The following is a 22751-nucleotide window of genomic DNA, read 5'->3' as shown; positions in this document are numbered from 1 at the left end:
ACCCGATGACACTTCCGCTTTCCCAGCTTGCCCGTATCGGCGCCTACACGCTCACCCAGCACATCAAGGGCGGCAAGTATCCGCTCGTGCTGATGCTGGAGCCGCTGCTGCGCTGCAATCTCGCCTGCCCCGGCTGCGGCAAGATCGACTACCCCGACGCGATCCTCAACCAGCGCCTGAGCTTCGAGCAGTGCATGGAAGCGATCGAGGAATGCGGCGCGCCTGCGGTTTCCATCGCGGGCGGCGAGCCGCTGCTCCACCGCGACATGCCGCGCATCGTCAAGGGCTATATTGAGCGCAAGAAGCTGGTGATCCTGTGCACCAACGCGCTGCTGCTGAAGAAGAAGATCGACGATTACGCGCCCTCGCCCTTCTTCACCTGGTCGATCCACCTCGATGGTGACAAGCAGATGCACGACCACGCGGTCGATCAGGAAGGCACCTACGAAGTGGCGATCGAGGCGATCGAGCTCGCCAAGTCCAAGGGTTTCCGCGTGCAGGTCAATTGCACCGTGTTCGACGGCGCAGACCCGGAACGCCTCGCGAAGTTCTTCGACGAGATGGAAAAGCGCGGCGTCGAGATCACCATCTCGCCCGGTTATGCCTATGAGCGTGCGGCGGACCAGGAGCACTTCCTCAACCGCGAGCGCACCAAGCAGTTCTTCCGCGACGTGTTCAAGCGCGGCAAGGGCGGCAAGGCCTGGACTTTCACCAATTCGCCGCTGTTCCTCGATTTCCTCGCCGGCAACCAGACCTACGAATGCACGCCGTGGTCGATGCCGCTGCGCACCGTGTTCGGCTGGCAGAAGCCCTGCTATTTGATCGGCGAAGGCTATGTCTCGACCTTCAAGGAACTGATGGAAGGCACCGATTGGGAGCAGTTCGGCGTTGGCAAGTACGAGAAGTGCTCGAACTGCATGACGCACTGCGGCTTCGAAGGCACAGCCGCGACGGACGCGATCCGCAATCCGCTCAAGATGTTCCAGATCGGCCGCAAGGGCGTGCGCACCGAAGGCCCGATGGCGCCGGACGTCGACCTTTCGAAGGCGCGCCCCGCCGAGGACGTCTATTCGTCACACCTCGAGCGCGAACTGGCCAAGATCGCCAAGGAAAACCCCGCTGCGGCCAAGCGCGTCGTAAACGTCGCGTAGAACCTTGTGCGCAAGGCCCGCGTGGCGTCCGGTGCGGATGAGCGCCGGCAGCTGGGCGGGCTGGCGGGCCAGAGAGAAAAGCACTGCGCCCAGCGCGATCCCGCCATCCGGCCGCATGCCGACGAGTGCGGCGGGCGGCAATGCTTCGTGAGCACTGTCCGAGATCACCCGGATGGCAGCGAAGGAGGCACCGTGGCGCTGGGCAACGCGGGCCGCGATATGGCTCTCCATATCGACGACAGCTGCGCCGGTCGCTTTGCGCAATTCGGCCTTGCCCTCGATGCCGGCTGCTATGGAATCCTGACCGGACACTAGTGCTCGGATTGCCGTGGGAAGCGCGGCAATGAGCGCTTCCACCAAGGCTGCATCGCCATCGATCACGACCGCACCGACTGGCAGCGAAGGATCAAGACCGCCACCGAGACCAGTCGAAAGGACCAGCGCCGAGCCAGCCCCCAGCAGCCCCGCCAGTTCGCGCTCAAGCCGCGCACTATCGCCGCCACCCGCCAGCACCTCGATGCCCGGATATCCGCCCCGGATGGCCTTGGCCTCGCTCTGGAGACCGCAGACGGCAATGATCCGCGCGCTCACATCCCGACCGAAACGCGGCGGTCGTTCGAGCGCTTGAGGTTGCGGTAGCGCGCCATCGCCCAGAGCGGGAAGTATTTGGGATAGCCATGGTAGCGCAGGTAGAACACGCGCGGGAAGCCGCCGCCGGTATAGTGCTCCTGCCCCCACAGCCCGTCGGCTTCCTGGTTGGCGGCGAGCCACGCCACCCCGCGTTCGACTTCGGGCGCATCCGCTTCACCCGCCGCCATCAGGCCCAGCAGCGCCCATGCGGTCTGCGAGGCGGTCGAGGGTGCCGGCGTGTGGCCCTTGCGATCCAGTGCATAGCTCTCGCAATCCTCGCCCCAGCCACCGTCCGGGTTCTGGATGGACTTGAGCCATGCAACGGCCTTGGCCACGGTCGGATCTTCCGGCGGCAGGCCCGCGGCATTCAGCGCGCAAAGCACCGACCACGTGCCGTAGATATAGTTCACGCCCCAGCGGCCGAACCAGCTGCCTTCGGGCTCCTGCTCGCGCCGCAGATACTCGATGGCCGCCGCCATGCGCGGGCTGTCGAGCGGCTCGCCCAGCTGAGCCAGCATCGAGACGCAGCGCGCGGAAACGTCTGCCGTCGGCGGATCGAGCAGGGCGCCGTGATCGGCGAAGGGCAGGTTGTTGAGGTAGTCCGCCGTGTTGTCGGCATCGAACGCGCCCCAGCCGCCGTTCTTCGATTGCAGCCCGACGGTCCATTCCAAGCCGCGCTCGATCGGCATGCGGTCCGCGACTTGCGCACGGTCCATCGCCATGACGACGACCGCCGTGTCATCGAGATCGGGATAGTGCGCGTTGTTGTACTGGAAGGCCCAGCCGCCGGGCCGCACGCCGGGGCGCTGGTCGATCCAGTCGCCCTCGACATCGAGCACCTGCAGCGGCTTCAGCCAATCGAGCCCGGCCTGCGCGCGCGCCACGTTGGCCTCGCCGCCTGCTTCCATCATGGCATGTGAGGCAAGCGCAGTATCCCACACCGGCGAGACGCAGGGCTGACAATAGGCCTCGTCCTCGTGGATCACGAGGAGGTTCTCGACCGACTTCCTCGCAATCGCGCGGTGCGGATGATCTTCCGGATAGCCGAGCAGATCGAACATCATCACGCTGTTGGCCATCGCCGGATAGATTGCGCCGAGCCCGTCCTCGCCATTGAGCCGTTCGACAACCCAGCTCACGCAAGTATCGATCGCCTTCTTGCGCAGCCCCTTGGGCCACAGGCCATCACCCGCCTTGAGCACGCGGTCGAGTGCGTTGAAGCCGGTTGTCCAGACCCACTTGGGATCTTCCGCCTGCGACAGGCGGCGCGGCTTCTGCCCGCTGTAGAGCTCGTCCACCTTGATCCCGCGCGGGTTGCGCGCACAGGGTCTCAGCGCGCACAGCACCAGCAGCGGCACGACGACCGTTCGCGCCCAGTACGACATGCGCGAGAGGTGGATCGGGAACCAGCGCGGCAGCAGGATCAGTTCGGGCGGCATCGTCGGCACTTCGGACCACGGCCCGGCAGCGAAGAGCGCCAGCTGGATGCGGGTGAAGACGTTGACTGCCTCGGCCCCGCCAGCCTTGAGGATGGCTTCGCGCGCACGGACCATGTGCGGCGCATCGACGGGATCGCCGATCATCTTGAGCGCGAAATAGGCCTTCACGCTGGCGCTCACATCGAAGCCGCCGTCGTGGAACAGACTCCAGCCGTGATGCTTAGCCGATTGAATGCGGCGCAGGTAGCGCCCGATCTTGGCTTCGAGTTCGAGATCGTCCGGCTCGCCGAGATAATGGCGCAGCAGCACGTATTCCGCCGGGATCGTGCAGTCGGCCTCGAGTTCGAACACCCAGTGGCCATCGGGGCGCTGCGCCTTGGTGAGAGCACTGGCGGCGCGGTCGACCGCGGCGTCGACGGTCGTGAGATCAAGGCGGGTCGGGACTTCGAGCGTATCCAGCATGGCGCGCCTTCTAGCGTCGGAGTGCGGCAATAGCCAAGCCCGCAGCAGTCTCACCCGAGCGCAGTGCGCCCTCGATGGTTGCGGGGAGGCCCGTCTGCGTCCAGTCGCCGGCGAGGAGAAGGTTGTTCCACCGCGTCTGCGCGGGTGGGCGTTTGGCATCCTGATCGGGGGTGGCGGCGAAAGTCGCCCGCTTTTCCTTCACGACCTGCCACGCGGGCAAGTTGGCACTGAAGCCATAGGCGCGCTGTATCTCATCCCAGAAAATGCGCGCCAGCTCCTCGCGGTCGAGCCCGACGATGTCCTCGGCGGCGGACACGGTCACCGAAATCCGGTCCGGAAACGCGAAGAGCCACTGCGCCTTTGCACCGAGCAGCGCCAGCATCGGCGGTGCACCAGCGGGCAGCGCAACCGCGAAGTGGGCGTTGACGATGGAATTGTGCACATCGGGCGCACTGATCCCCGGCAGCAAACCCTGCGCAATCCAAGCGGGGACCGCGAGCACGATCGTCTCGTCGGTCAGCTCCTGCCAAGTGTCGCCCCAGTCCAGTGCGCTCAGCCGGTCGCCCTTGGTCTCGATGGCGCGCAGCCGCTTGCCGAGCGTGATCGGGGCCCCGCGCTGTGCCAGCCAGGTCGCAGCCGGATCGATGAAGGCTGCCGCCAGTGTCGGTTCGGCGATGCGCGGCAGGGTTGCCTTGCCGCCGCGCAGCAGTGTTTCGCGCAGGACGGCCGCCGTCAGCGCAGCCGATCCTTCTGTGGGCGGCGTATTGAGCACGGCGAGCAGCACAGGCTCCAGCAGCTTTTCCCAAACGGGACCTGCAGCGGTGATGCGTTGGCCGAGGGTCGCGCCGGGTGCCTTGGCGAGCAGCTTCGCGAGAGGCAGGTAATCTGCGAGGCGGCTGCCGGGGACGCGGCGGGAGGGTGTGAGCACCCACCAGGGCAGCGGCCCATCGTTGATGCCGATGGTCCAGCGCGCGCCCGATGCCAGGTCAGCGAACGCGAAGTCGGCATGGTCCGGCCCCGCGAGCGGCGTATCGGCGCCGACCGTGCGACGGAAGCGTGCAACGGCGGGATTGCCTGCCAGCACGAGGTGGTTGCCATTGTCGATGGTAAGGCCAAGCTGGACATCGTGGTACGACCGGCACCGCCCGCCCGCCTGCGCCGCCGCTTCGGCGATCTCGACCGCAAAGCCCGCCTCGACCAGCCGCACGGCAGCCGACAGTCCGGCAAGGCCCGCGCCGACAACAATCGCCCTACCCATGGTCAGCACCCATGGTCAGCGGGTCGCCAGCAGCCAGAAGACCGTGAGCAGCAGCCCCAGCTTGTTCGTTCGCACGCGCGTGCGCGGCGGCGCCCAGCCGATCTGCTCCATGGTCCGGAGCAAGCGGGAGTAGGCGATTTCCATCAGCCGCGGGGCGATAAGGTGGCCCTTGGGCTTGGCCGCGAGGATGGCTGCCGCTTCCTTGTAGTGCTGCTGCGCGCGGGCCGCGACGCGCCGGGCGGCGGCATCCATGCGCGGATCGGTGGCGATGGCCTCGGGCGTGGTCGGCTCGATACCGGCATGGCGCAGTGCTTCCAAAGGCATGTAGACGCGGCCGATGGCGGCATCCTCGTCGATATCCCGCAGGATGTTGGTGTATTGGAGCGCGCGGCCAAGGTGATGCGCCAGCGCAAGGCCCGGCTCTTCGTCCATCCCGAAAATCTTGACCGAAAGCCGCCCCACCGCCGAGGCAACGTGGTCGCAATAGATGTCGAGTTCGGCTTCGGTCGGCCAGCGCACATCACGCTCGACGTCGATCGCCATGCCGTCGATCACGGCGATGAAGTCCGCCTTCTCCAGGGCGAAGCGGTGGACAGCGGTTGCCAGAAACGCCGCACGCCCGGGAGCGCGCCCGGCGTAAAGCGCGTCGATATCCGCCCGCCATGCATCCAGCTCGGCCGCGCGCACCGCGCGATCCCCCTGCTGGTCGTCGGCAATGTCGTCGACGATACGGCAGAAATCGTAGACCGCGTACATCGCCAGCCGCTCATCTTTGGGCAGCACGCGCATGCCGGCATAGAACGAGCTGCGGCTTGCCTGCGTCTGGCCGTCCGGCGCGCTCATGCCGCGCGCCTCAGCAGTACCGGCAGCGCCGCGCCGGTCGCCAGCCACAGCGCTTCGGCCTTGCTGTGGTGGACGCGCTCACTGAGCGGGTCACGGCGTTCGAGACGGTCGCAAAGACTTTCCGCAAGCCGCTGGATCACCGCGACTTCCGCCGAGAGGCGGCGATCGCGGATCATCCGCGAAAACGGCGCGGATTGGGCCAGCAGACCCCGCGTCCGCCGGGCCAGATCAGCAATGATCCCGCGCAGCTTTGCGCTCGCCTTGTCACCACCGAGTTCTTCCACGTCGATCCCTGTTTCGAAAGGAATGTAGACCCGGTCGAGCTGCCGGTAGTCCTTGGCGCAATCTTGCAGGTGGTTGATTACCTGCAAAGCCGCGCAAAGCGCATCGTTTCCATGCCAGGTGTCCCGGCTCTCGCGGTGCACGTCGAGCACGTAGCGACCGACCGGCATGGCCGAGACGCGGCAGTAGTCGATAAGGTCGTCCCAGGTCTGGTAGCGAGTCACCGTCACGTCGCGCGTGAAGGCTTCGAGCAGGTCGTGGGCATGGACCGGATCAATCCCTCGCTCGGCCATCGCCGCGCGCAAGGCCTTCGCTTCCGGCGCCCCTTCACCGTCCAGACCGGCGCGCATCGCGCCCAGCAGCGCGAGCTTCTGCTCGGGCGTCGCGGTGGGATGATCGGCGATGTCGTCGGACGCGCGCGCGAAGGTGTAGAAGGCCTTGATGAGCCCGCGATGCTCGGCTTTGACGAGGAAGCTGGCGACGGGAAAGTTCTCGTCGCGGTCGCCCTTGCCCGAGGCTAAGGTATTCGAGTTCATCACAGTTCCGCCGCTTGCTGGCCTGCTGCCGCCTGGGCTCGCCCCTTCCACATGCCGCCCCGTCCGCGCAAGTGCTGCCACGCCGATAGCATGGTGCAGCCTAGGTAAAAAGCCGCAATGCCGGGCAGCGCGACACCCCACAACGGTGAGCGCCGGTAGAAGCGCAGCATGGGCTGGAAGGTGAGAGCCATGATGGCCCATGCGCCGAGCCCCAGCCAGCGCGCAAGGCCCTCGCCGAACAATCCGAGCGCAGGCGGCGCGAGGTAGACGAGCGCCATGCCGAGCACAGTCCCGGCCAGAAGCACCGGCGAATAGCGCAGCTGCGCATAGGCCGAGCGCGAAATCATCGCCGCGACCGGCGCAAAGCCGCGATAGGGCCGGATGCTGCGCGAGCGGTACGTGAGGCCGAGCCACACCGGCCCCTGCCGTTTGAGCAGCGCGCCCAGCGTGCAATCATCAATCAGCGCTCCTCGGATAGCCGCGATGCCGCCCGCCTTCTCGAGCGAATCGCGCCGCACCAGCATGCAGCCGCCTGCCGCCGCGCCGAGGCCTTGCGGGCGGTTCACGGCGCCGAAGGGGTAAAGCATCTGGAAGAAGAACACGAAGGCCGGAACCAGCATGCGCTCCGGCGGGGTCTCGCAGTGAAGCAGCGCCATCAGCGAGACGAGCGAGAGGCTGCCAGCCTCGCCACGCGTGACCAGCATGCGCAAGGTATCGGGCGCGTGCTCGATATCGGCGTCGGTCAGCCAGAGGTAGCGCGGGGTTTCCCCCGCCCGCGCGACGCCTTGCGAGACGGCCCAGAGCTTGCCGGTCCACCCGCGCGCCAACGGTGCACCGTTCAGTACTTCGAGCCGGTCCGAACCGAGCGCCCGGGCAATAGCGGCGGTGCCGTCGCTGCTCTGGTCATCGACAAGGATGACGCGGAAGGCGCCGGGATAGTCCTGGGTCAGCAGGCTCCCGACCGAGCGGGCGATCACGTCCGCCTCGTCACGCGCCGGAACGACCGCGACAACCTCCGGCCAGATCTTCGGCTCGGCGGGCATGCCCCGCGTGTCCCGCTCGCGCGCCAGCCAGAACATGTCGCGCCCCAAGAGGAGGACTAGCCAGATCGCCAGCGAAAGCGTGCCGAGCGCGATGGGGATCATCGGATCGTGCCCGCCTGCCGGAACCAGCCTATCGCATCGCGCACCGCATCGCCCCATGGCCGCGCGCGGTAGCCCAGCTCGCTCTGCGCCTTGTCGGAACGGAAGAACATCCGGTGGCGCGACATGCGCAGCGAATCGAGCGTGAGGAACGGATCGGTCTTGCCGGTCGCGCGCGACCAGGCCTCATTCAGCCACGCCAGCGGCATCAGCGGCGCGATGGGCAGGCGCACTTGCGGCGGGCGGCGTTCCATTTCGGCGGCAATGCACACCAGCATGTCGCGCAGCATCACATCCTGTCCGCCAAGGATATAGCGCTCGCCCACCCGGCCCTGCTCGAGCGCAAGCCGGTGGCCCGCCGCCACATCGTCGACATGGACGAGATTGAGCCCCGAATCGACATATGCGGGCATCTTCCCGTTCGCCGCCTCGACGATGATCCGCCCGGTCGGCGTAGGCTTGATATCGCGCGGTCCGATGGGCGTGGACGGCAGCACGATGACAGCCGGCAGCCCGTGCTCCGCCACCATCTGCTCGACCAGCCGCTCGGCGACCACCTTGCTGCGCTTGTAGGCGCCCACAGCCTGCTCCGGGCTGGCGGCATGACGCTCGTCGACCGGTCCGTCATCCGAAGGCTTCAGCGTGGCGACGCTGCTCGTATAGACCACGCGCTCAACCCCCGCCTGCAAGGCCGCGCGCATCACCGCTCCGGTGCTGGCAAGGTTGTTGCGCACGATCTCTTCCGGGTCGGGCGCCCAGAGCCGATAGTCGGCGGCGACATGGCAGAGGAACCGGGCCCCCTGCAGAGCGCGGGCAACGCTGGCCTCGTCGCGCGCATCGCCTTCGACCAGATCGCCCGGAAAATCGCCGAGATTGCCGCGCGGACTGGATGCCCGAACGAGACCGCGCACGCGGTAGCCGGCCGCTGCCAGTTCGCGCGCAACGGCCGAGCCGACGAAGCCCGACACGCCGGTCACGAGCGTGAGACCCCGCGATTCGTCCATCAGCGCTCGTATTCCCTTCTCATTGGCACCTTGGCCGCTTGATTGACCGGCCATGCTTCGGTGGCAAGGGTATTGGCATCCGGATCGCAGGTTTTGTGCAAATGTTTTGCCTGAACCGCGATCAGGGCTAGGACGTCGCGCGATGACCGCAGGCGCCCTTCTCCTGTCTCTGATCGGCTGGCTCGTACTGGCACTTGCCGCGATCGGCACGCTCTATTGGGCGATCGCGACGTGGGCTCTTGCGCGGTTTCTGCGGAGAGAACGGCCTGCCGCCGCGCGCTCCGAGGCGGTTACCCTGCTGAAGCCGCTCTACGGGGCCGAGCCACAGCTGGAAGCCAATCTCGCAAGCTTTCTCCGCCAGACGCACCAAGGGCCGGTGCAGATGGTCTGCGGGGTTCAGCGCGAAGACGATCCGGCCGCCGAGACGGTGCGCGCAATGCAAGCCCGCCATCCCACTGCGCGGATCGACCTCGTGATCGATTCGACCCGCCACGGCGCGAACGTCAAGATCGGCAACCTCATCAACATGATGGCCCGCGCCGAGCACGACATCGTGGTGCTGAGCGACAGCGACATGGCGGTGGAGCCCAGCTATCTGGCGCAAGTGCTCGCCGCGCTCGATCGGCCCGGCATCGGGGCGGTGACTTGCCTCTATCACGGGCGCGGCGATGCCGGGTTCTGGTCGCGGCTGGCGGCGGCGGGGCCGAGCTACCAGTTCCTGGTCGGCCTCGTCTTCGGCAAGGTCATGGGCCTTGCCGAGCCGTGCATGGGTTCGACCATCGCGCTGCGCCGTTCGACGCTGGAGGCCATCGGCGGGTTCGAGGCCTTTGCCGATGTGCTGGCGGACGACCATGCCATAGGCGCGGCGGTGCGGGCGCATGGCCTCGGCATAGCCATTCCTCCGGTCCTGCTCGCGCATGCCTCGGCGGAAACCAGCCTCGCGCAGGTCTGGCGGCAGGAACTGCGCTGGGCAGCGACGATCCGGGCTTTGCAACCGGGCGGCTATGCGGGGTCTGTGATCGGCTTCCCGCTGGCGCTGGCCATGCTGGGCAGCCTGGTTCACCCCCTGCCCGGCCTTTACGTGGTGGCAGCAGCCTCCGCTGCGCGCCTGTACACCAAGCGGGTGGTGGACCGCCATGCGGGCACCAGCACTGCCCCCTTTTGGCTGCTACCGGTCCGGGACGGACTCAGTTTGGCCGTGTTTGTGGCAAGCTATTTCGTTCGCGTTGTTGATTGGCGCGGAACAAGGCTTAGAATGGAACATGAAGGGCAGATCATCCGCCCGGTGGAGAATACAAGGTCATGATGCGCACGCTCTTCCTCCAGGCGCCGTCTTTCGACGGTTTTGATGGTGGTGCCGGCGCGCGCTATCAGATGAAGCGCGAGGTCAAATCCTTCTGGTATCCCACGTGGATCGCCCAGCCCGCCGCGATGGTCGAAGGCTCGAAGCTGATCGATGCCCCGGCGCATGACCTTTCATGGGAAGATATCGCGCACGAGTTCGACGAGCGCGATCTCGTCATCCTCCACACCTCGACGCCGAGCTTTGGTCAGGACATCCGCACCGCCGCGCTGATCAAGGAGCGCAACCCGAAGATCATGATCGGATTCGTCGGCGCCAAGGTCGCGGTCGAGCCGGACAAGAGCCTCGCCGCCTCGCCCCACATCGATTTCGTCGCGCGCGAGGAATACGACTTCACCATCGTCGAGATCGCCGAGGGGCGCCCCTTGCGCGAAGTAGACGGCATCACCTGGCGCGATGCGGACGGCAGCTTCGTGCGCAACAAGGACCGCGCGCAGATCGAGGACATGGACGTGCTGCCGATGGTTTCGCCCATCTACAAGCGCGATCTCGATCTTTCCAAGTACTACGGCGGCTACCAGCGCCACCCCTATATCTCGTTCTACACCGGGCGCGGCTGCAAGAGCCGCTGCACCTTCTGCCTCTGGCCGCAGACGATCTCGGGCCACCGCTATCGCCACCGCAGCGTGCCCAAAGTGATCGAGGAAGTGCAGTACATCCTGCGCGAGATGCCTGAAGTGAAGGAGATCTTCTTCGACGACGACACGCTGGCCGATGCACACGATTTCGTCGTCGAACTTTCGGGTGAGCTTGCCAAGCTCGGCTTCGGCAAGCCCGGCTTCCCCGTTACCTGGGGCTGCAACGCCAAGGCCAATGTGCCCTACATGGTGCTGAAAGCCATGAAGGAAGGCGGCTGCCGCGTGCTGCTCGTCGGCTATGAAAGCGGCAACCAGCAGATCCTGCACAACATCAAGAAGGGCCTGCTGACCAAAGTCGCGCGCCAGTTCACCAAGGATGCGCACAGCCTTGGCCTGACCATCCACGGCACTTTCATCCTCGGTCTGCCCGGCGAGACACTGGAGACGATCGAGGAGACCATCCGCTATGCGATCGAGCTCAATCCGCACACGATCCAGGTAAGCCTCGCCGCGCCCTATCCCGGCACCTTCCTCTACAAGCAAGCGACCGAGAACGGCTGGTTCGACGGCAGCGACCACCTGCTGACCGACGGCGGCAACCAGATCGCGCAGCTGTCCTATCCGCACCTCTCGTCGAAGGTGATCTTCGACAAGGTGGAGGAGTTCTACAAGCGCTTCTACTTCCGCCCACGCAAGATCGGCGCCATCGTCGGCGAGATGATCCGCGACTGGGACATGATGAAGCGCCGCCTGCGCGAGGGCGTGGAGTTCTTCGATTTCCTGCGCCGCCGCAAGGAAGCTGCCTGATCTTTGGCCATGGGCACGGCCCGAAGGCTTATCGTCACTGCGGATGACTTCGGCGCCTCACCCGAAGTCAACGCCGCGGTCGAGCACGCGCACCGCGATGGCATTCTGACCGCCGCCAGCCTGATGGTGGCAGGTGATGCGGCGAGCGATGCGGTGGAACGCGCGCGTCGGCTGCCTGCCCTTGGCGTCGGGCTGCACCTCGTGCTGGTCGAAGGCCGACCGATACTGCCGCCGGAGCAGATCCCCGCGCTGGTAGACGCGAGCGGCCAGTTCCGCACGGACATGGTCCGCACCGCGCTTACCATCTTCGCCTCACCCTCCGCACGGCGGCAGCTGGCGGCGGAGATCGACGCGCAGTTTGCGGCCTTCGCAGCGACAGGCCTCAAGCTCGATCACGTCAACGCGCACAAGCACTTCCACCTGCATCCTACCATCGCCTCTGCGATCCTGCGCGCCGGCAAGCGCCACGGCATGACCGCGATGCGCGCGCCGATCGAGCCGCCCAAGGTCATTTCTGCCATCGACGGCAAACCGCGCAGGGTAGGGATCGAACATGTCTGGGCAAAAGTCCTGCGCCGCCGCCTGCGCAGGGCCGGCGTGACGGTACCGGATCAGGTCTTTGGCCTCGTATGGTCGGGCGCCCTGACCTCGACCAAACTGCGGCCCTTGCTCGACCGGTTGCCACCCGGCCTGACCGAAATCTACGCCCATCCGGCGCAAGGCCCCTACCCCGGGAGCGCGCCGGGCTACCTCTATGCCGAGGAACTGGCCGCGCTGATCGACCCTCTTGCCAAAGCCGCGATCACGCGCAATGGCATTGCGTGCGGGCGGTTCACGGACTTTTGACAGGACATGCTCATGACCATGGCACGCACCTGGGGCGACTATGACAGCGCGGCACCGCTGCCGCAGGGCCGCTTCCGGCTCGGGAGCAGCGAACACCTGATGGTCCTCAGCCGGATGCTGCTCGACAGCCACGACCCCTACCGGCCCGCCCTCATCGAATGGCCCAAGCTCGATGCAGAGACGCAGGCCAAGATCACCTCGCTGCCCATCTGGGACATTGCCGTCGCGACCGAAGGCCGCGCGTCGATGAACGTGAAGACTTTTGCCGAACTGATCCGCCAGCCGCTGCTCAAGGCGGCGACCGAGATGAACGCTTTCGAGGAAGCGCGGCACAAGCTGGTGCTGGCCGACATGGTACAGGCCTATGGCATCGTGCTCGAGGAGGAGCCGGCCTACCTGCGCCCGCGCGATCCCGAATTCGCGTTCATGCGCACCGGCTATTCCGAATGCATCGACAGCTTCTTCGGCTTCGGCCTGTTCAAGATTGCCAAGGATTCCGGTTTCTTCCCGCCCGAACTTGTCGACACGTTTGAGCCCGTGATGCGCGAGGAAGGGCGGCACATCCTGTTCTTCGTGAACTGGGTCGCGTGGTGGCGCCGCAACATGCCGTGGTGGCGGCGGCCGTGGTTCGAGGCCAAGGTGATCGCGGTTTGGTTTGCCCTCGTCTGGGAGCGGATCGACATGGCCAAGGGCATGGGCAACAACACCCGCGCGCAGGACAACAACTTCACGCTCAACGGTTCGAAGGAACTCGGCGTCGAAGTGAGCTTCCCCGAGCTGGCGCGGATCTGCCTTGCCGAAAACGACCGGCGGCTCGCCATTTATGACCAGCGCCTTATTCGCCCTCGCCTCGTGCCCGGCGTGATGCGTTTCGTGCTGCGGTTCTTCAAGGCGCCCAAGGCAGGAGCGAGCCGCTGAATTTCTGGAGCCGGGTCGGCATCCTTGCTGCCACAGTGCTGGGCCTCGCCATCGCGATCTGGACGATCGGCGATGTCGGCCTGTCCGACATCGCCGCGACAGCGCGGCATATGGGCCTCGGCGGTTTCCTCGCAATCTGCGCGTGGTCGCTGGTCACCTCGTGGCTCCTCGGCGGCGCGTGGCATGCTGCCGCGCCCGGCGAACCGGAGCCGCCGGTCCTCCTGTTCGCATGGGCCCGGCTGGTGCGCGATGCGGTCTCGAACCTGCTCCCCTTCTCCGAACTGGGCGGCATCTACCTCGGCGTGCGCACGCTGACCCGCGCCGGGGTGGCGCCCCCGCGCGTCTACGCCTCGTTCGTGGTCGACCTCACCACCGAGATGGCGAGCCAGCTTGTCTACACCCTGTTCAGCCTGCTCGCGATGGCGCCATTGCTGATGGGAGCAAGCGCGGCGGGGCTGCGTCCGGCGATCATCGGCGGCACGGCGGTAATGGTGGGCTGCATCTTCCTGTTCATGCGGATGCAGAAGGTGGTGCTCGCGCTCGCCGTCCGGATCGCCGCGAAGTTCCTGCCAGAGACGACCGTGCTCGGCGAGGTACAAGCCGAACTGACGCGCATCTACGCGCAGCGCGGCCGAGTTATAGCCGCCTTCCTGTTCAATCTCGCTGCCTGGACTGCCAGCGGTGTCAGCGCGTGGTTCGTGCTTGAGCTGATGGGCAGCGATATCGCGCTGTGGAAAGTGCTGTCGCTCGAAGGCGTCATATTTGCCCTGCGCAGCATGGCCTTTGTCATTCCCGGCGCCATCGGTGTGCAAGAGGCCGCCTATGTGCTCGTCGCGCCGCTGTTCGGGCTGGCGCCAGAAGCAGCGCTCGCGCTCTCGCTGGCCAAGCGCGCGCGCGATCTGGTGATCGGCGCGCTCGCGCTGCTGGTCTGGCAGATCAACGAATCGCGCGGACTCATGGCCGGACGCTAGCGGCCGGCAAACGACCGGCGCGGGGCGCAAACCCCGGACCGGCCGTGTGCTTCAGGCGCAAGCCGCATCAAACGATCGAGACAGCGACCTTACCCTTCTGGCGCGCCGCACCGTTGCTGCCAAGCACCGCGTCATAGGCAGCTCCAGCTTCGGCCAGCGTGAACACGCGCGGATCGAGGCGGGGGAGCAGCTTTCCGGCCTCGGCCAGCACGGCGGTCTCGGCCAGAATATCGCCGTAGTGTTCGCGGCCCTCGTTCGCCAGCAAGGCGTGGAGCGTGAACACACCCGAATAGGTCGCCTGCTTGAACGAGAGCGGCGCCAACGCATGGGTGCCCCAGCCGAGGCAGCTCACGACATGGCCGAACCGGCGCACCGCCTTGAACGAGGCATCGAGCACAGCGCCGCCGAGCGTATCGTAGACGACATCGAAGCCGCGGCCGCCGGTATGTCTGGCCACATAGTCCTCGATCGGATCATTGGCGTCGATGGGGATGGCGCCGAGGCTTTCGATGTAGGCGAGATCGCCGCTGAAGCCGGTCGCGAAGACTTTCGCGCCCAGCGCCACGGCGATCTGCACCGCCGCATGGCCGACGCCGCCGCCACCGCCCTGCACCAGAACGGTCTGTCCGGCCTTGAGCTGCGCGCGGTCGACGAGGCCTTCCCACGCGGTGATCACCACCAGCGGCAGGATCGCGGCTTCACGCATCGAGAGATTGGCCGGCTTGTGCGCCAGCAGCCGCGCATCCGCCGCGACATACTGCGCGAGCGAGCCCTGCATTCCAGCAACACCGCCAGTGAAGCCATAGACTTCGTCGCCCGGCGCAAACCGGGTCACGCCGGGGCCGACTTTCTCGACCACGCCGGCCAGATCCATGCCGAGCACAGCCGGGAGCGGATGGCGGGCATGCGCTGCTTGGCCGGCGCGGATCTTGGTATCGAGCGGGTTGGTTCCCGCCGCCGCGACGCGGACGAGGACTTCGCCCGCACCCGGCGTGGGCCGCGCGATCTCGCGGAGGTTGAAGGAACCGTCGTTGGTATCGACGAGGGCGGCAAGCATGGAAGGTGAAGTGGTCATGGCAATCTCCTTTGCGATGCCTAAGGAGTGCCGCTTTCAAACTTGATCGGAAATCCAAATGATCGCATGCTATCCATGCGCTATTGAATGGAACACCTGATGGCCGGCCCCCCGATGGAATGGAGCGATCTCCCTGTCTTCCTCGCCATCGCGCGCGAAGGCACACTCGGCCGCGCCGCGCGCAAGCTGGGCCAATCGCAGCCGACCATGGGCCGCCGCCTCCGCGCGCTCGAAGCGGCGACGGGGCTTACCTTGTTCCAGCGCACCGGCGACGGCTTCATCCTTACGGACGAGGGCGAAGTCATGCTGCGCCACGCCGAGCGCATGGAAGCCGAGGCGCAGGCGCTCGCGCGCGAGCTGGCGGGGAGCAGCGCAGGCCTCGAAGGCATGCTCCGGCTCACGTGCTCGGACTGGTTCGGGCGGGTGGTGCTGGCTCCCGTTCTCGCCGAGTTCAACCGCCTGCACCCCGGTGTGATCGTCGAGACGCTTACCGACCAGCGCGTCTACAGCCTCAGCCGGCGCGAGGCCGATCTGGTGATCCGCATCACCGGTTTCGACGAACCCGAAGTGATCGCGCGCCGCCTGCTGACGGTGCCCTATGCCGTCTATGGCCAGCCCGGCCGTTGGCAGCCGCATGCTGGTGACGAGACGCCCTACCCGGTCGTGGTGATGGACACCGCGTTCGCCTCGATGCCCGATGTCGGCTGGCTGATGCAGACGCTGCCCGGCGCCCGCATCGCCGCCCGCAGCAACAGCCGCGACATGCAGGCGCAGCTTTGTGCATTGGGTACCGGCCTTGCCGTTCTGCCCCGGCCGCTGGGTGATGCGACACCCGGAATCGAGGCGCTGGATATCGGCGCCGAGCCGCCGACGCGCGACACCTGGCTCGGCTATCACCGCGACCTGAGGCGTCTGCCCCGGCTTCGCGCGCTGGTCGATCTGCTGATCGAACGGCTCGCCTTGGCAAATTGAGGTACCCTCGAAGAATTAACCGGCTGCTAACCATTCCGCACTATCCCCCGGTAAGGATTTGGCGAGGTTTTCGGGGGCGCTATGGAACTGCAGGCCGCACAGTCATTCGAAGCGGAAATTGCCCCGCTCGATGTGACGATTGTGATGCCGTGCCTCAATGAAGTGCAGTCGCTGCCCCATTGCATGGCCAATGCGCTTGATGCGCTGGACCGCATTTACCGCCAGTACGGGCTCGCCGGCGAAGTCGTGATCGCCGACAACGGCTCGACCGATGGCAGCCAGGCGCTGGCAACCTCGCTCGGTGCGCGCGTGGTCAATGTCAGCCGCAAGGGTTACGGCGCGGCGATCATCGGCGGCTTCAACGACGCCTATGGGCGCTTCCTCATCATGGGCGACTGCGACGGCAGCTACGATTTCACCAATGCCGTGCCGATGATCGGCAAGCTGCTGGAAGGCGCGGATTTGTGCATGGGATCACGCTTTCAGGGCGGGATCGCCCCCGGCGCGATGCCGTGGAAGAACCGCTATATCGGCAATCCGGTGCTGACCGGCGTGCTCAACCTGTTTTTCCGCACCGGCATCGACGATGCCCACTGCGGCCTGCGCGCCATTCGCAAGGACGCCTATCTTGCGCTCGGCCTGCAGGGTTCGGGCATGGAATTTGCCAGCGAGATGGTGATCAAGGCCAGCCTGCGCCGCATGCGGATCGATCAGGTCCCCGCGACGCTTTCGCCGGACCTGCGCGACCGCGCGCCGCACTTGCGCCCGTGGCGCGACGGCTGGCGGCACTTGCGCTACCTGTTCATGCTGAGTCCGACCTGGGCGTTTGGCGTGCCGGCTGCGCTGATCGCAGCGCTCGGCCTGATTATCCTGAGCATCGCGACGCTGCATGAAATGGGCATCCTTCAGTACTCGCCGTTCGGTGAAAGCTGGACCGTGATCGGCGCGATGCTCGTCTCCGGCGGGCACCTTGGCATGACCATGGCGCTGGCGACGCACCTCCACGCCAGCCGCGCCGGATGGTCGCCGCCGGCGCGCTGGATGTTCGCACTGAGCCCGCTGCTGTCGCTCGAGTCCTTCATTCTGGCGGGTATCGGCCTGCTGGGCGCCGCCTTGGCCGGCATCATCACGATCGCGGGATACTGGTCCTCGATCCATTACCAGCCGCTCTCGACCGTGCTGCCCGTCGTGATCACCGGCATGCTCGGCTCGATCGGCATCCAGACCCTGTTCGCCGGCTTCCTGCTGGCCGTGATCAGCGGGCACCAGGCCCACTTCCTGAGCGGGTTGACCGCGCCCGAAGGCTTCGCCGCCGAGGGCAAGATCGCCCGGTTCATCCGGCCCATTCCGCTCTACACGGTCGCCGCGCTCGCCCTCGCCCTGCTCCACAACGGCATCATGATCGGGCTGGATGCGCTGGGCGTGCATTATGTGCTTTGCCAGCTTGCCAGCGCGGCGGTGCTGCTGCCGGTCGGCTATCTCACGATGTCCGGTGCCATCTTCCAGACCCGCCGCAGCTGGACCGCCTTTGCCAGCTATTCGGTGGTCCTCATCAGCAACCTGCCGATCGCGCTGGCACTGATCTGGCTGCTGCGCGGCCAGCTTGCGCTGCCGATGCTCGTCGCCGCCCCGCTGTCCTCGCTCGCGCTCTATATGTGGAACTATGCTGCCAGCTACTTCGCCCTCAAGCGCACCGGGGAGACCTCCGTTGCCTGAACCCCGCAAGCTTCGCATGGGTGTCGTCGGCCTCGGCTGGGTCGGCAGCGCTCGCCACATCCCGACGATCAGCGCCAATCCCGCCTATGAGCTGGTCGGCGTGGCGGACCGCAGTGCCGAACGTGTCGCCCAGTTCACCAAGGCGAACGGCAAGGTGCGCGCCTGCCAGGCCAAGACGCTGGCCGCCATCGACTGGATCGACGAGGTCGACGCCATCTCGGTGGCGACCGCGCCGATGGCGCACCATGATCTCGTCTGTGAAGGCCTCGCGCGCGGACTTCATGTCATCACCGAAAAGCCCTTTGCGATGACGCCGGGCGAAGGCGCCGCGATGGTCGCCGCCGCTGCCGATGCCGATCGCACGCTTGCCGTGGTACACAACTTCCAGTTCGCCCGTTCGATGGAAAAGCTCGACCGCGACATCGCCAGCGGCCGCCTCGGCAAGATCCGGGGCCTGCGGGCGCTGCAACTGGGCAACCCCTCGCGCCGCCTGCCGACGTGGTATCAGCAATTGCCGCTGGGTCTGTTCTACGATGAAAGCCCGCACCTGCTCTATCTGCTCTCGCGCGTGGCCGGGCCGCTCGCGCTGGCCAAGGCGGTCTGCGTGAACAATCCCGACGGGCATGCAACGCCCTATCAGATCGACGCCTGGTTCCGTTCGGACAGCGACTTTCCCGTCACGATGTCGTGCTGCTTCGAAGCCAGCGTGTCCGAGTGGTACCTCCTCGTCCACGGCGAGAAGAGCGTCGCCATCGTCGACATCTTCCGCGACATCTACATCCGCCTGCCCAACGACGGCAGCCACGCCACCGCCGAAGTGATCCGCACCAGCTTCACCGCCACCGCCCAGCACTGGGCGCAGCACGGCACGAGCGGTCTGCTCCACGTGCTGGGCAAGCTGCGCTACGGCAACGACCATGTCTTCGACCGCTTCGCCAAGGGCGTCGCCGGTGACAAGGCCGCACTGGCCCCGATCGATGCCGCTGCCGCGAAGCGCGTGCTGAACCTGCAACATGATATCATTTCCAACGCCGAAAGGTTGTGACCATGAAGATCGACAAACAGCTCATGACCGAGTTCGTCGCGCGCTACCCCGCGCAGCCCGCCACGGCGTTCTGGCGCGGGATCGAGATCGACGTGCTCGCCCGCGCGGGCATTCCCGAGGGCCTCGGCCTTGATCTGGGCTGCGGCGACGGCATCCTCACCGACATCCTGTTCAAGCGGATGAACCGCACGCCGCGGCTGGTCGGCATCGATCCCGATCCGCTGGAAACGGACGCCGCGCGCAAGTACACGTTCTATGAACGCATCCACACCGTCGGCGGCAATGCCATTCCGGAAGAGGCCGCGACGTTCGACTATGCCATCTCGAACTCGGTGCTGGAGCACATCCCCGATCTCGAGCCCGTGATCACCGAGCTGGGCCGCGTGCTGAAGCCGGGCGGGAAGTTCTTCTTCACCGTGCCGTGCCAAGGTTTCCACGAGAACCTCTCGGGCAGCGTCCTGCCGGGTGTGCCGCGCGACAAGTACCTCTCCGAGCTCGACAAGCGCCTTGCCCATTTCAACTATCTGGCCGAGCAGGACTGGAACGCCATCTGCGAGCGCAATGGCCTGAAGGTTCTCTCTTTCTCGGGCTACCTTGGCGAGCGGACCACGCAGCGCTGGGAATCGCTCTCGCGCATGACCGGCGGCCTGCTCCACACGTTGTCCGCCGGTCGCCGCCGTCCGATCGAGATCCAGCGCGCCCTCAAGCTGCGCGCACTGCAGAATTCGACGATGATGCCGGAACCCGTGGCGCGGCTGCTGGCGGGCGTCATCACCAGCGGCCTCGACTGGGAAGACAACTCCGACCGGCCTTCGTGCCTGCTCGTGATCGGGGAGCGCCCTTGCGCTTCCTGACGGTCACGCATTTCTTCGAAAGCCACGGCGGCGGGATCGAGCGGGTTGCCGCGCAGATCTGCCGCCATCTTTCCACGCAGGGCCATGTCGCAAGCTGGGCCGCGAGCGCAGGCGATACCCTGCTCGACGACCGCGGCGTTGAAGCTCTCCCCCTGCCCTGCATCAACCCGACCGAGGCGCTGACGGGCCTGCCCATGCCGATCCCCGGCCCGCGCGGCACCGTCCGCCTGTGGTCGGCGGTCAAGGGCGTCGAAGTGGTGGTGATTCACGATGCGCTCTACTGCACCTCGATCCTCGCGATGGTGTTTGCAAAGCTGCAGCGCAGGCCGGTGATCCTGATCCAGCACGTGGCCGAAATCGCCTTCGCCAGCGCGATGATGCGGCGGGTGATGGCACTCGCCAACCGGGTCGTCACCCGGCCGATGCTGCGCAGCGCCGATCAGGTGGTCTTCATCAGCGACACGGTGCGGCAGTTCTTTGCAGGCGCCCGCATGAAGCGCGCGCCGCTGCTGCAGTTCAACGGCGTGGACACCGCGATTTTCCATCCCGGAGCCCCGGAGCGCGGTGCATTTGGCCTGCCGGATGGGCGCCCTTTGGTGGCCTTTGTCGGGCGGTTTGTGGAGAAGAAGGGCCTCTCGATCCTGCAGGCCGTCGCGCGGCGGTGCCCGCAGATTGCGTTCGCGCTGGCCGGCGCCGGGCCGATCGATCCCCGCCAATGGGACTTGCCCAACGTGCACCTGCTCGGATCCTTGCCCCCCGAACGCATCGCCGCACTGTTTCGCAGTGCGGACACGCTGCTGCTGCCGAGTGTCGGGGAAGGCTATCCGCTCGTCATCCAGGAAGCGATGGCAGCCGGTCTTCGGGTGATCTGCGGGGAGGAAAGCGCCCGCGCCGATCCCGCCGCCAGCGAGTGGCTCCAAGGGGCGGATGTCGATCTGCAGGACATCGAGCGCAGCGCCGACCGCGTCTGCGCGATCCTCAGCGGGCTGGAGGCGCAATCCGCGGCATCCCGGCAAGCCATGATCGACTACAGCCAGCGCCACTATTCGTGGGCCGGGTTTGCCGCGCGGCTTGCTTCGGTCGGGCAGGCACTCAGCCGACGCGGCTGACCCGGCATCCCGCACGGGCAAGGCGCAGGGCCGCATCGGCATTCAGCATATCGGCAACCGGCTCGCCGAAGCCGTAGTAATCGCCCAGCGGCGCAAGCGTGACATTGCCGATCAGCGCGATGGAAGGATGACCGGCGCAGATCGCGGCAATCGCACTGTCGTTCAGTTCGTCGCGCAGCAGCCTAACCGGACGGCTCCCGAGATCGGGCGGATTGTTGACGAGATCGACCGCCGTCGCGACGTCCTTGCGCCCGACGACCACGTAGTCTGCTTCAACGGTGGCAAGGCGTGCGGATACTTGCGCTGAAGCCGCATAGAATTGATGCGCCATCACGGCCTGCATCGGCAGGATCACCAGCACGCCCGCCGCCGTCGTGCGCAGCAGCAGCGTGCGCCACTGCCCGGTTTCGCTGCCCAGCGTCTTCCAGCCGTAAATCGCGAGCAGCACGCCGTTGCCGATCAGGCCATGCAGATAGCGATAGCCGAAGCCATGCCCCTGATAGGGCAGCAGGATCGCCATAACGAGCAAGGTGAGCACCATGCCCCCGGCCAGCGCCGCGATCATCGGATCGGTGCGATATCGCCGCGCCCCCGCCAACAGGAGCGGCACCAGCAGCAGATGCTGCCAGGCGATGAAGCGCAATCCGTTGGCGACCATGTTGGGCATGCCCATCGGGTCCCGATCACGCAGGATGCCCATCAGGCGGGTGACATAATCGGTCCCCTCCGGACGCGGTGCCTGCGCGCTGACTTGCACCAGCGAGGAAATGAACGTCGGCCACCACAGCCAGAACGCCCCGATCACGGCGTAGCCGGCGATATAGATCGCCGCCCGCGGCCAGTGCCGCTGTGCCAGCAGCAACAGGATGAACGGCCCCACGAACATCGGGTGCATCAAGGGCTGGTGCAGCCCGGTCGCAACGAACCCGACCGCCAGCGCCGCAAGGTCCGACCGGGTTTCGCGGCGCAGGAACAGCCACAACCAGCACAGATTGAGCGCGAGATGGCCGGGCATCGCATAGCTCGTCATCCCGGCAAACAGCACTTGCGCCGAGCCCGCATAGAGCACCAGCGCGACAAACCCGGCCTCGCGGTCATCGGGCCAGAGCCGCCTGACACAGCCGTACAGAGCGACAGCCCCCAGCGCCACCATCAGCGGGCCTACGAGCCATGGCGCCCCGATCAGGCCGAACAGCGCCCTCAGCCCGGCGTTGAGCGGAAGATAGGAGGATATCCACGCCCCGCGCGGCTGGGCGGGATACATGAACAGCGTGTTGAGCACATCGGCATGACCGCGCCAGAACGGGGGCAGCGGTGCAACCAGATGGCCACCTCCAAACACGGCGGCATCGAACGTCGCCATCTGCTCGTCGCGGCTGAGGTCATAGCCACTGAGCAACAGGAAATGCCCGGCACTCGCCGCCACCAGCAGCACCAGCGCGCTCGCCAGCCACGTGCCGCGCTGCACCGCCGGCAAGGCGATGCGTCGTGCTGGCCGGATGCAGGCCAGCAGCACAAGCATGGCCGCCACCAGCAGCAGCCAGCGATCCTGCCGGTGGAGCAGGAATGCGGACACATTGCTGAAGGGCCGGAACGTCAGCGAGAGGATGAACGCGATAGCCGCCGAACCGATCGCAAACCGCACCAGCCCGCTCTTCGCCGACGGTGCCGAAGGCACGCCGGCAGCCGCTTCGTTGGCACCTGCCCCGGTCTGTTCCGGCGTTTCAGTCATGATCCCCCACGGCCCCGT

20 protein-coding genes are annotated in these 22751 nt (G+C 66.4%); 11 read left to right on the top strand and 9 right to left on the bottom strand.

Annotated features, from left to right (window positions below):
• The first annotated feature begins 5 nt into the window (after nucleotides 1-5).
• Nucleotides 6-1151 (top strand): adenosyl-hopene transferase HpnH, encoded by a 1146-nt coding sequence (gene hpnH / locus NDB2M1_RS14680; protein ID WP_072383434.1) that lies wholly within the window; start codon nucleotides 6-8, stop codon nucleotides 1149-1151.
• On the opposite strand, the gene NDB2M1_RS14675 is transcribed toward hpnH, so the two are convergent.
• The 7 genes from NDB2M1_RS14675 to hpnA are packed head-to-tail and all read right to left on the bottom strand — an operon-like array spanning nucleotide 1074 to nucleotide 8747.
• Nucleotides 1074-1742: a phosphorylase family protein gene (locus tag NDB2M1_RS14675; RefSeq protein ID WP_253185896.1), complete on the bottom strand. Its 669-nt coding sequence runs from the start codon at nucleotides 1740-1742 to the stop codon at nucleotides 1074-1076. The two genes, hpnH and NDB2M1_RS14675, sit on opposite strands and share 78 nt — an antisense overlap.
• Nucleotides 1739-3682 carry a squalene--hopene cyclase gene (shc, locus tag NDB2M1_RS14670; RefSeq protein WP_072383432.1) on the bottom strand — a complete coding sequence of 648 codons (1944 nt, stop codon included), beginning with the start codon at nucleotides 3680-3682 and terminating at the stop codon, nucleotides 1739-1741. Before shc ends, NDB2M1_RS14675 begins: the two co-directional genes overlap by 4 nt.
• Before the next feature lie 10 nt (nucleotides 3683-3692).
• Nucleotides 3693-4940: a hydroxysqualene dehydroxylase HpnE gene (gene hpnE / locus NDB2M1_RS14665; protein WP_072383430.1), complete on the bottom strand. Its 1248-nt coding sequence runs from the start codon at nucleotides 4938-4940 to the stop codon at nucleotides 3693-3695.
• A gap of 15 nt (nucleotides 4941-4955) precedes the next feature.
• Nucleotides 4956-5783, bottom strand: coding sequence for a presqualene diphosphate synthase HpnD (hpnD, locus tag NDB2M1_RS14660; protein ID WP_072383429.1), 828 nt, complete (start codon nucleotides 5781-5783; stop codon nucleotides 4956-4958).
• Complete coding sequence (gene hpnC / locus NDB2M1_RS14655) at nucleotides 5780-6601, bottom strand: squalene synthase HpnC (RefSeq protein ID WP_072383427.1); 822 nt, start codon at nucleotides 6599-6601, stop codon at nucleotides 5780-5782. The genes hpnD and hpnC overlap by 4 nt, the downstream gene beginning before the upstream one ends.
• Nucleotides 6601-7746: a glycosyltransferase gene (locus NDB2M1_RS14650; RefSeq protein WP_072383425.1), complete on the bottom strand. Its 1146-nt coding sequence runs from the start codon at nucleotides 7744-7746 to the stop codon at nucleotides 6601-6603. The genes hpnC and NDB2M1_RS14650 overlap by 1 nt, the downstream gene beginning before the upstream one ends.
• The gene (gene hpnA / locus NDB2M1_RS14645; protein WP_072383423.1) at nucleotides 7743-8747 is read right to left on the bottom strand and encodes a hopanoid-associated sugar epimerase; all 1005 of its coding nucleotides are present in this window, start codon (nucleotides 8745-8747) and stop codon (nucleotides 7743-7745) included. The genes NDB2M1_RS14650 and hpnA overlap by 4 nt, the downstream gene beginning before the upstream one ends.
• A gap of 142 nt (nucleotides 8748-8889) precedes the next feature.
• Between hpnA and hpnI the strand changes: the two genes are divergently transcribed.
• From hpnI to NDB2M1_RS14620, 5 genes are read left to right on the top strand one after another with little or no spacing between them, the layout of a single operon-like run.
• Complete coding sequence (hpnI, locus tag NDB2M1_RS14640) at nucleotides 8890-10053, top strand: bacteriohopanetetrol glucosamine biosynthesis glycosyltransferase HpnI (protein WP_072383421.1); 1164 nt, start codon at nucleotides 8890-8892, stop codon at nucleotides 10051-10053.
• Nucleotides 10050-11495 (top strand): hopanoid biosynthesis associated radical SAM protein HpnJ, encoded by a 1446-nt coding sequence (gene hpnJ / locus NDB2M1_RS14635; RefSeq protein WP_072383419.1) that lies wholly within the window; start codon nucleotides 10050-10052, stop codon nucleotides 11493-11495. Before hpnI ends, hpnJ begins: the two co-directional genes overlap by 4 nt.
• Nucleotides 11496-11504: 9 nt before the next feature.
• Entirely contained in the window at nucleotides 11505-12341 is an 837-nt protein-coding gene (hpnK, locus tag NDB2M1_RS14630; protein WP_072383418.1) for a hopanoid biosynthesis-associated protein HpnK, read from the top strand.
• 12 nt (nucleotides 12342-12353) lie between these two features.
• Nucleotides 12354-13259, top strand: coding sequence for a ferritin-like domain-containing protein (locus NDB2M1_RS14625; protein WP_253185895.1), 906 nt, complete (start codon nucleotides 12354-12356; stop codon nucleotides 13257-13259).
• Nucleotides 13256-14230 (top strand): lysylphosphatidylglycerol synthase domain-containing protein, encoded by a 975-nt coding sequence (locus tag NDB2M1_RS14620; protein WP_072383417.1) that lies wholly within the window; start codon nucleotides 13256-13258, stop codon nucleotides 14228-14230. Before NDB2M1_RS14625 ends, NDB2M1_RS14620 begins: the two co-directional genes overlap by 4 nt.
• A gap of 67 nt (nucleotides 14231-14297) precedes the next feature.
• Here the strand turns inward: NDB2M1_RS14620 and NDB2M1_RS14615 are convergent, their stop codons facing one another.
• Complete coding sequence (locus tag NDB2M1_RS14615; protein WP_072383416.1) at nucleotides 14298-15305, bottom strand: zinc-dependent alcohol dehydrogenase family protein; 1008 nt, start codon at nucleotides 15303-15305, stop codon at nucleotides 14298-14300.
• A 99-nt stretch (nucleotides 15306-15404) separates the two neighbouring features.
• Between NDB2M1_RS14615 and NDB2M1_RS14610 the strand changes: the two genes are divergently transcribed.
• From NDB2M1_RS14610 to NDB2M1_RS22100, 5 genes are all read left to right on the top strand, one after another.
• Nucleotides 15405-16277, top strand: a complete 873-nt coding sequence (locus NDB2M1_RS14610) for a LysR family transcriptional regulator (RefSeq protein WP_253185893.1) — start codon at nucleotides 15405-15407, stop codon at nucleotides 16275-16277.
• 81 nt (nucleotides 16278-16358) lie between these two features.
• Complete coding sequence (locus tag NDB2M1_RS14605; protein ID WP_072383415.1) at nucleotides 16359-17993, top strand: glycosyltransferase family 2 protein; 1635 nt, start codon at nucleotides 16359-16361, stop codon at nucleotides 17991-17993.
• Complete coding sequence (locus NDB2M1_RS14600; protein ID WP_216234021.1) at nucleotides 17986-19038, top strand: Gfo/Idh/MocA family protein; 1053 nt, start codon at nucleotides 17986-17988, stop codon at nucleotides 19036-19038. The genes NDB2M1_RS14605 and NDB2M1_RS14600 overlap by 8 nt, the downstream gene beginning before the upstream one ends.
• A 2-nt stretch (nucleotides 19039-19040) precedes the next feature.
• Nucleotides 19041-19892 (top strand): class I SAM-dependent methyltransferase, encoded by an 852-nt coding sequence (locus NDB2M1_RS14595; protein WP_072383413.1) that lies wholly within the window; start codon nucleotides 19041-19043, stop codon nucleotides 19890-19892.
• On the top strand, nucleotides 19880-21001 hold the full coding sequence (locus tag NDB2M1_RS22100; protein ID WP_072383412.1) for a glycosyltransferase family 4 protein: 1122 nt from the start codon (nucleotides 19880-19882) through the stop codon (nucleotides 20999-21001). Before NDB2M1_RS14595 ends, NDB2M1_RS22100 begins: the two co-directional genes overlap by 13 nt.
• Here NDB2M1_RS22100 and NDB2M1_RS14585 read toward each other — a convergent pair.
• A complete protein-coding gene (locus tag NDB2M1_RS14585; protein WP_072383411.1) occupies nucleotides 20985-22733 on the bottom strand; it encodes a hypothetical protein in 1749 nt (582 codons plus the stop codon). The genes NDB2M1_RS22100 and NDB2M1_RS14585 overlap by 17 nt on opposite strands.
• Nucleotides 22734-22751: the final 18 nt, after the last annotated feature.

Source organism: Novosphingobium sp. NDB2Meth1 (assembly GCF_900117425.1).
Classification (GTDB): Bacteria; Pseudomonadota; Alphaproteobacteria; order Sphingomonadales; family Sphingomonadaceae; genus Novosphingobium.
This window is presented reverse-complemented; position numbering and strand designations above follow the sequence as displayed.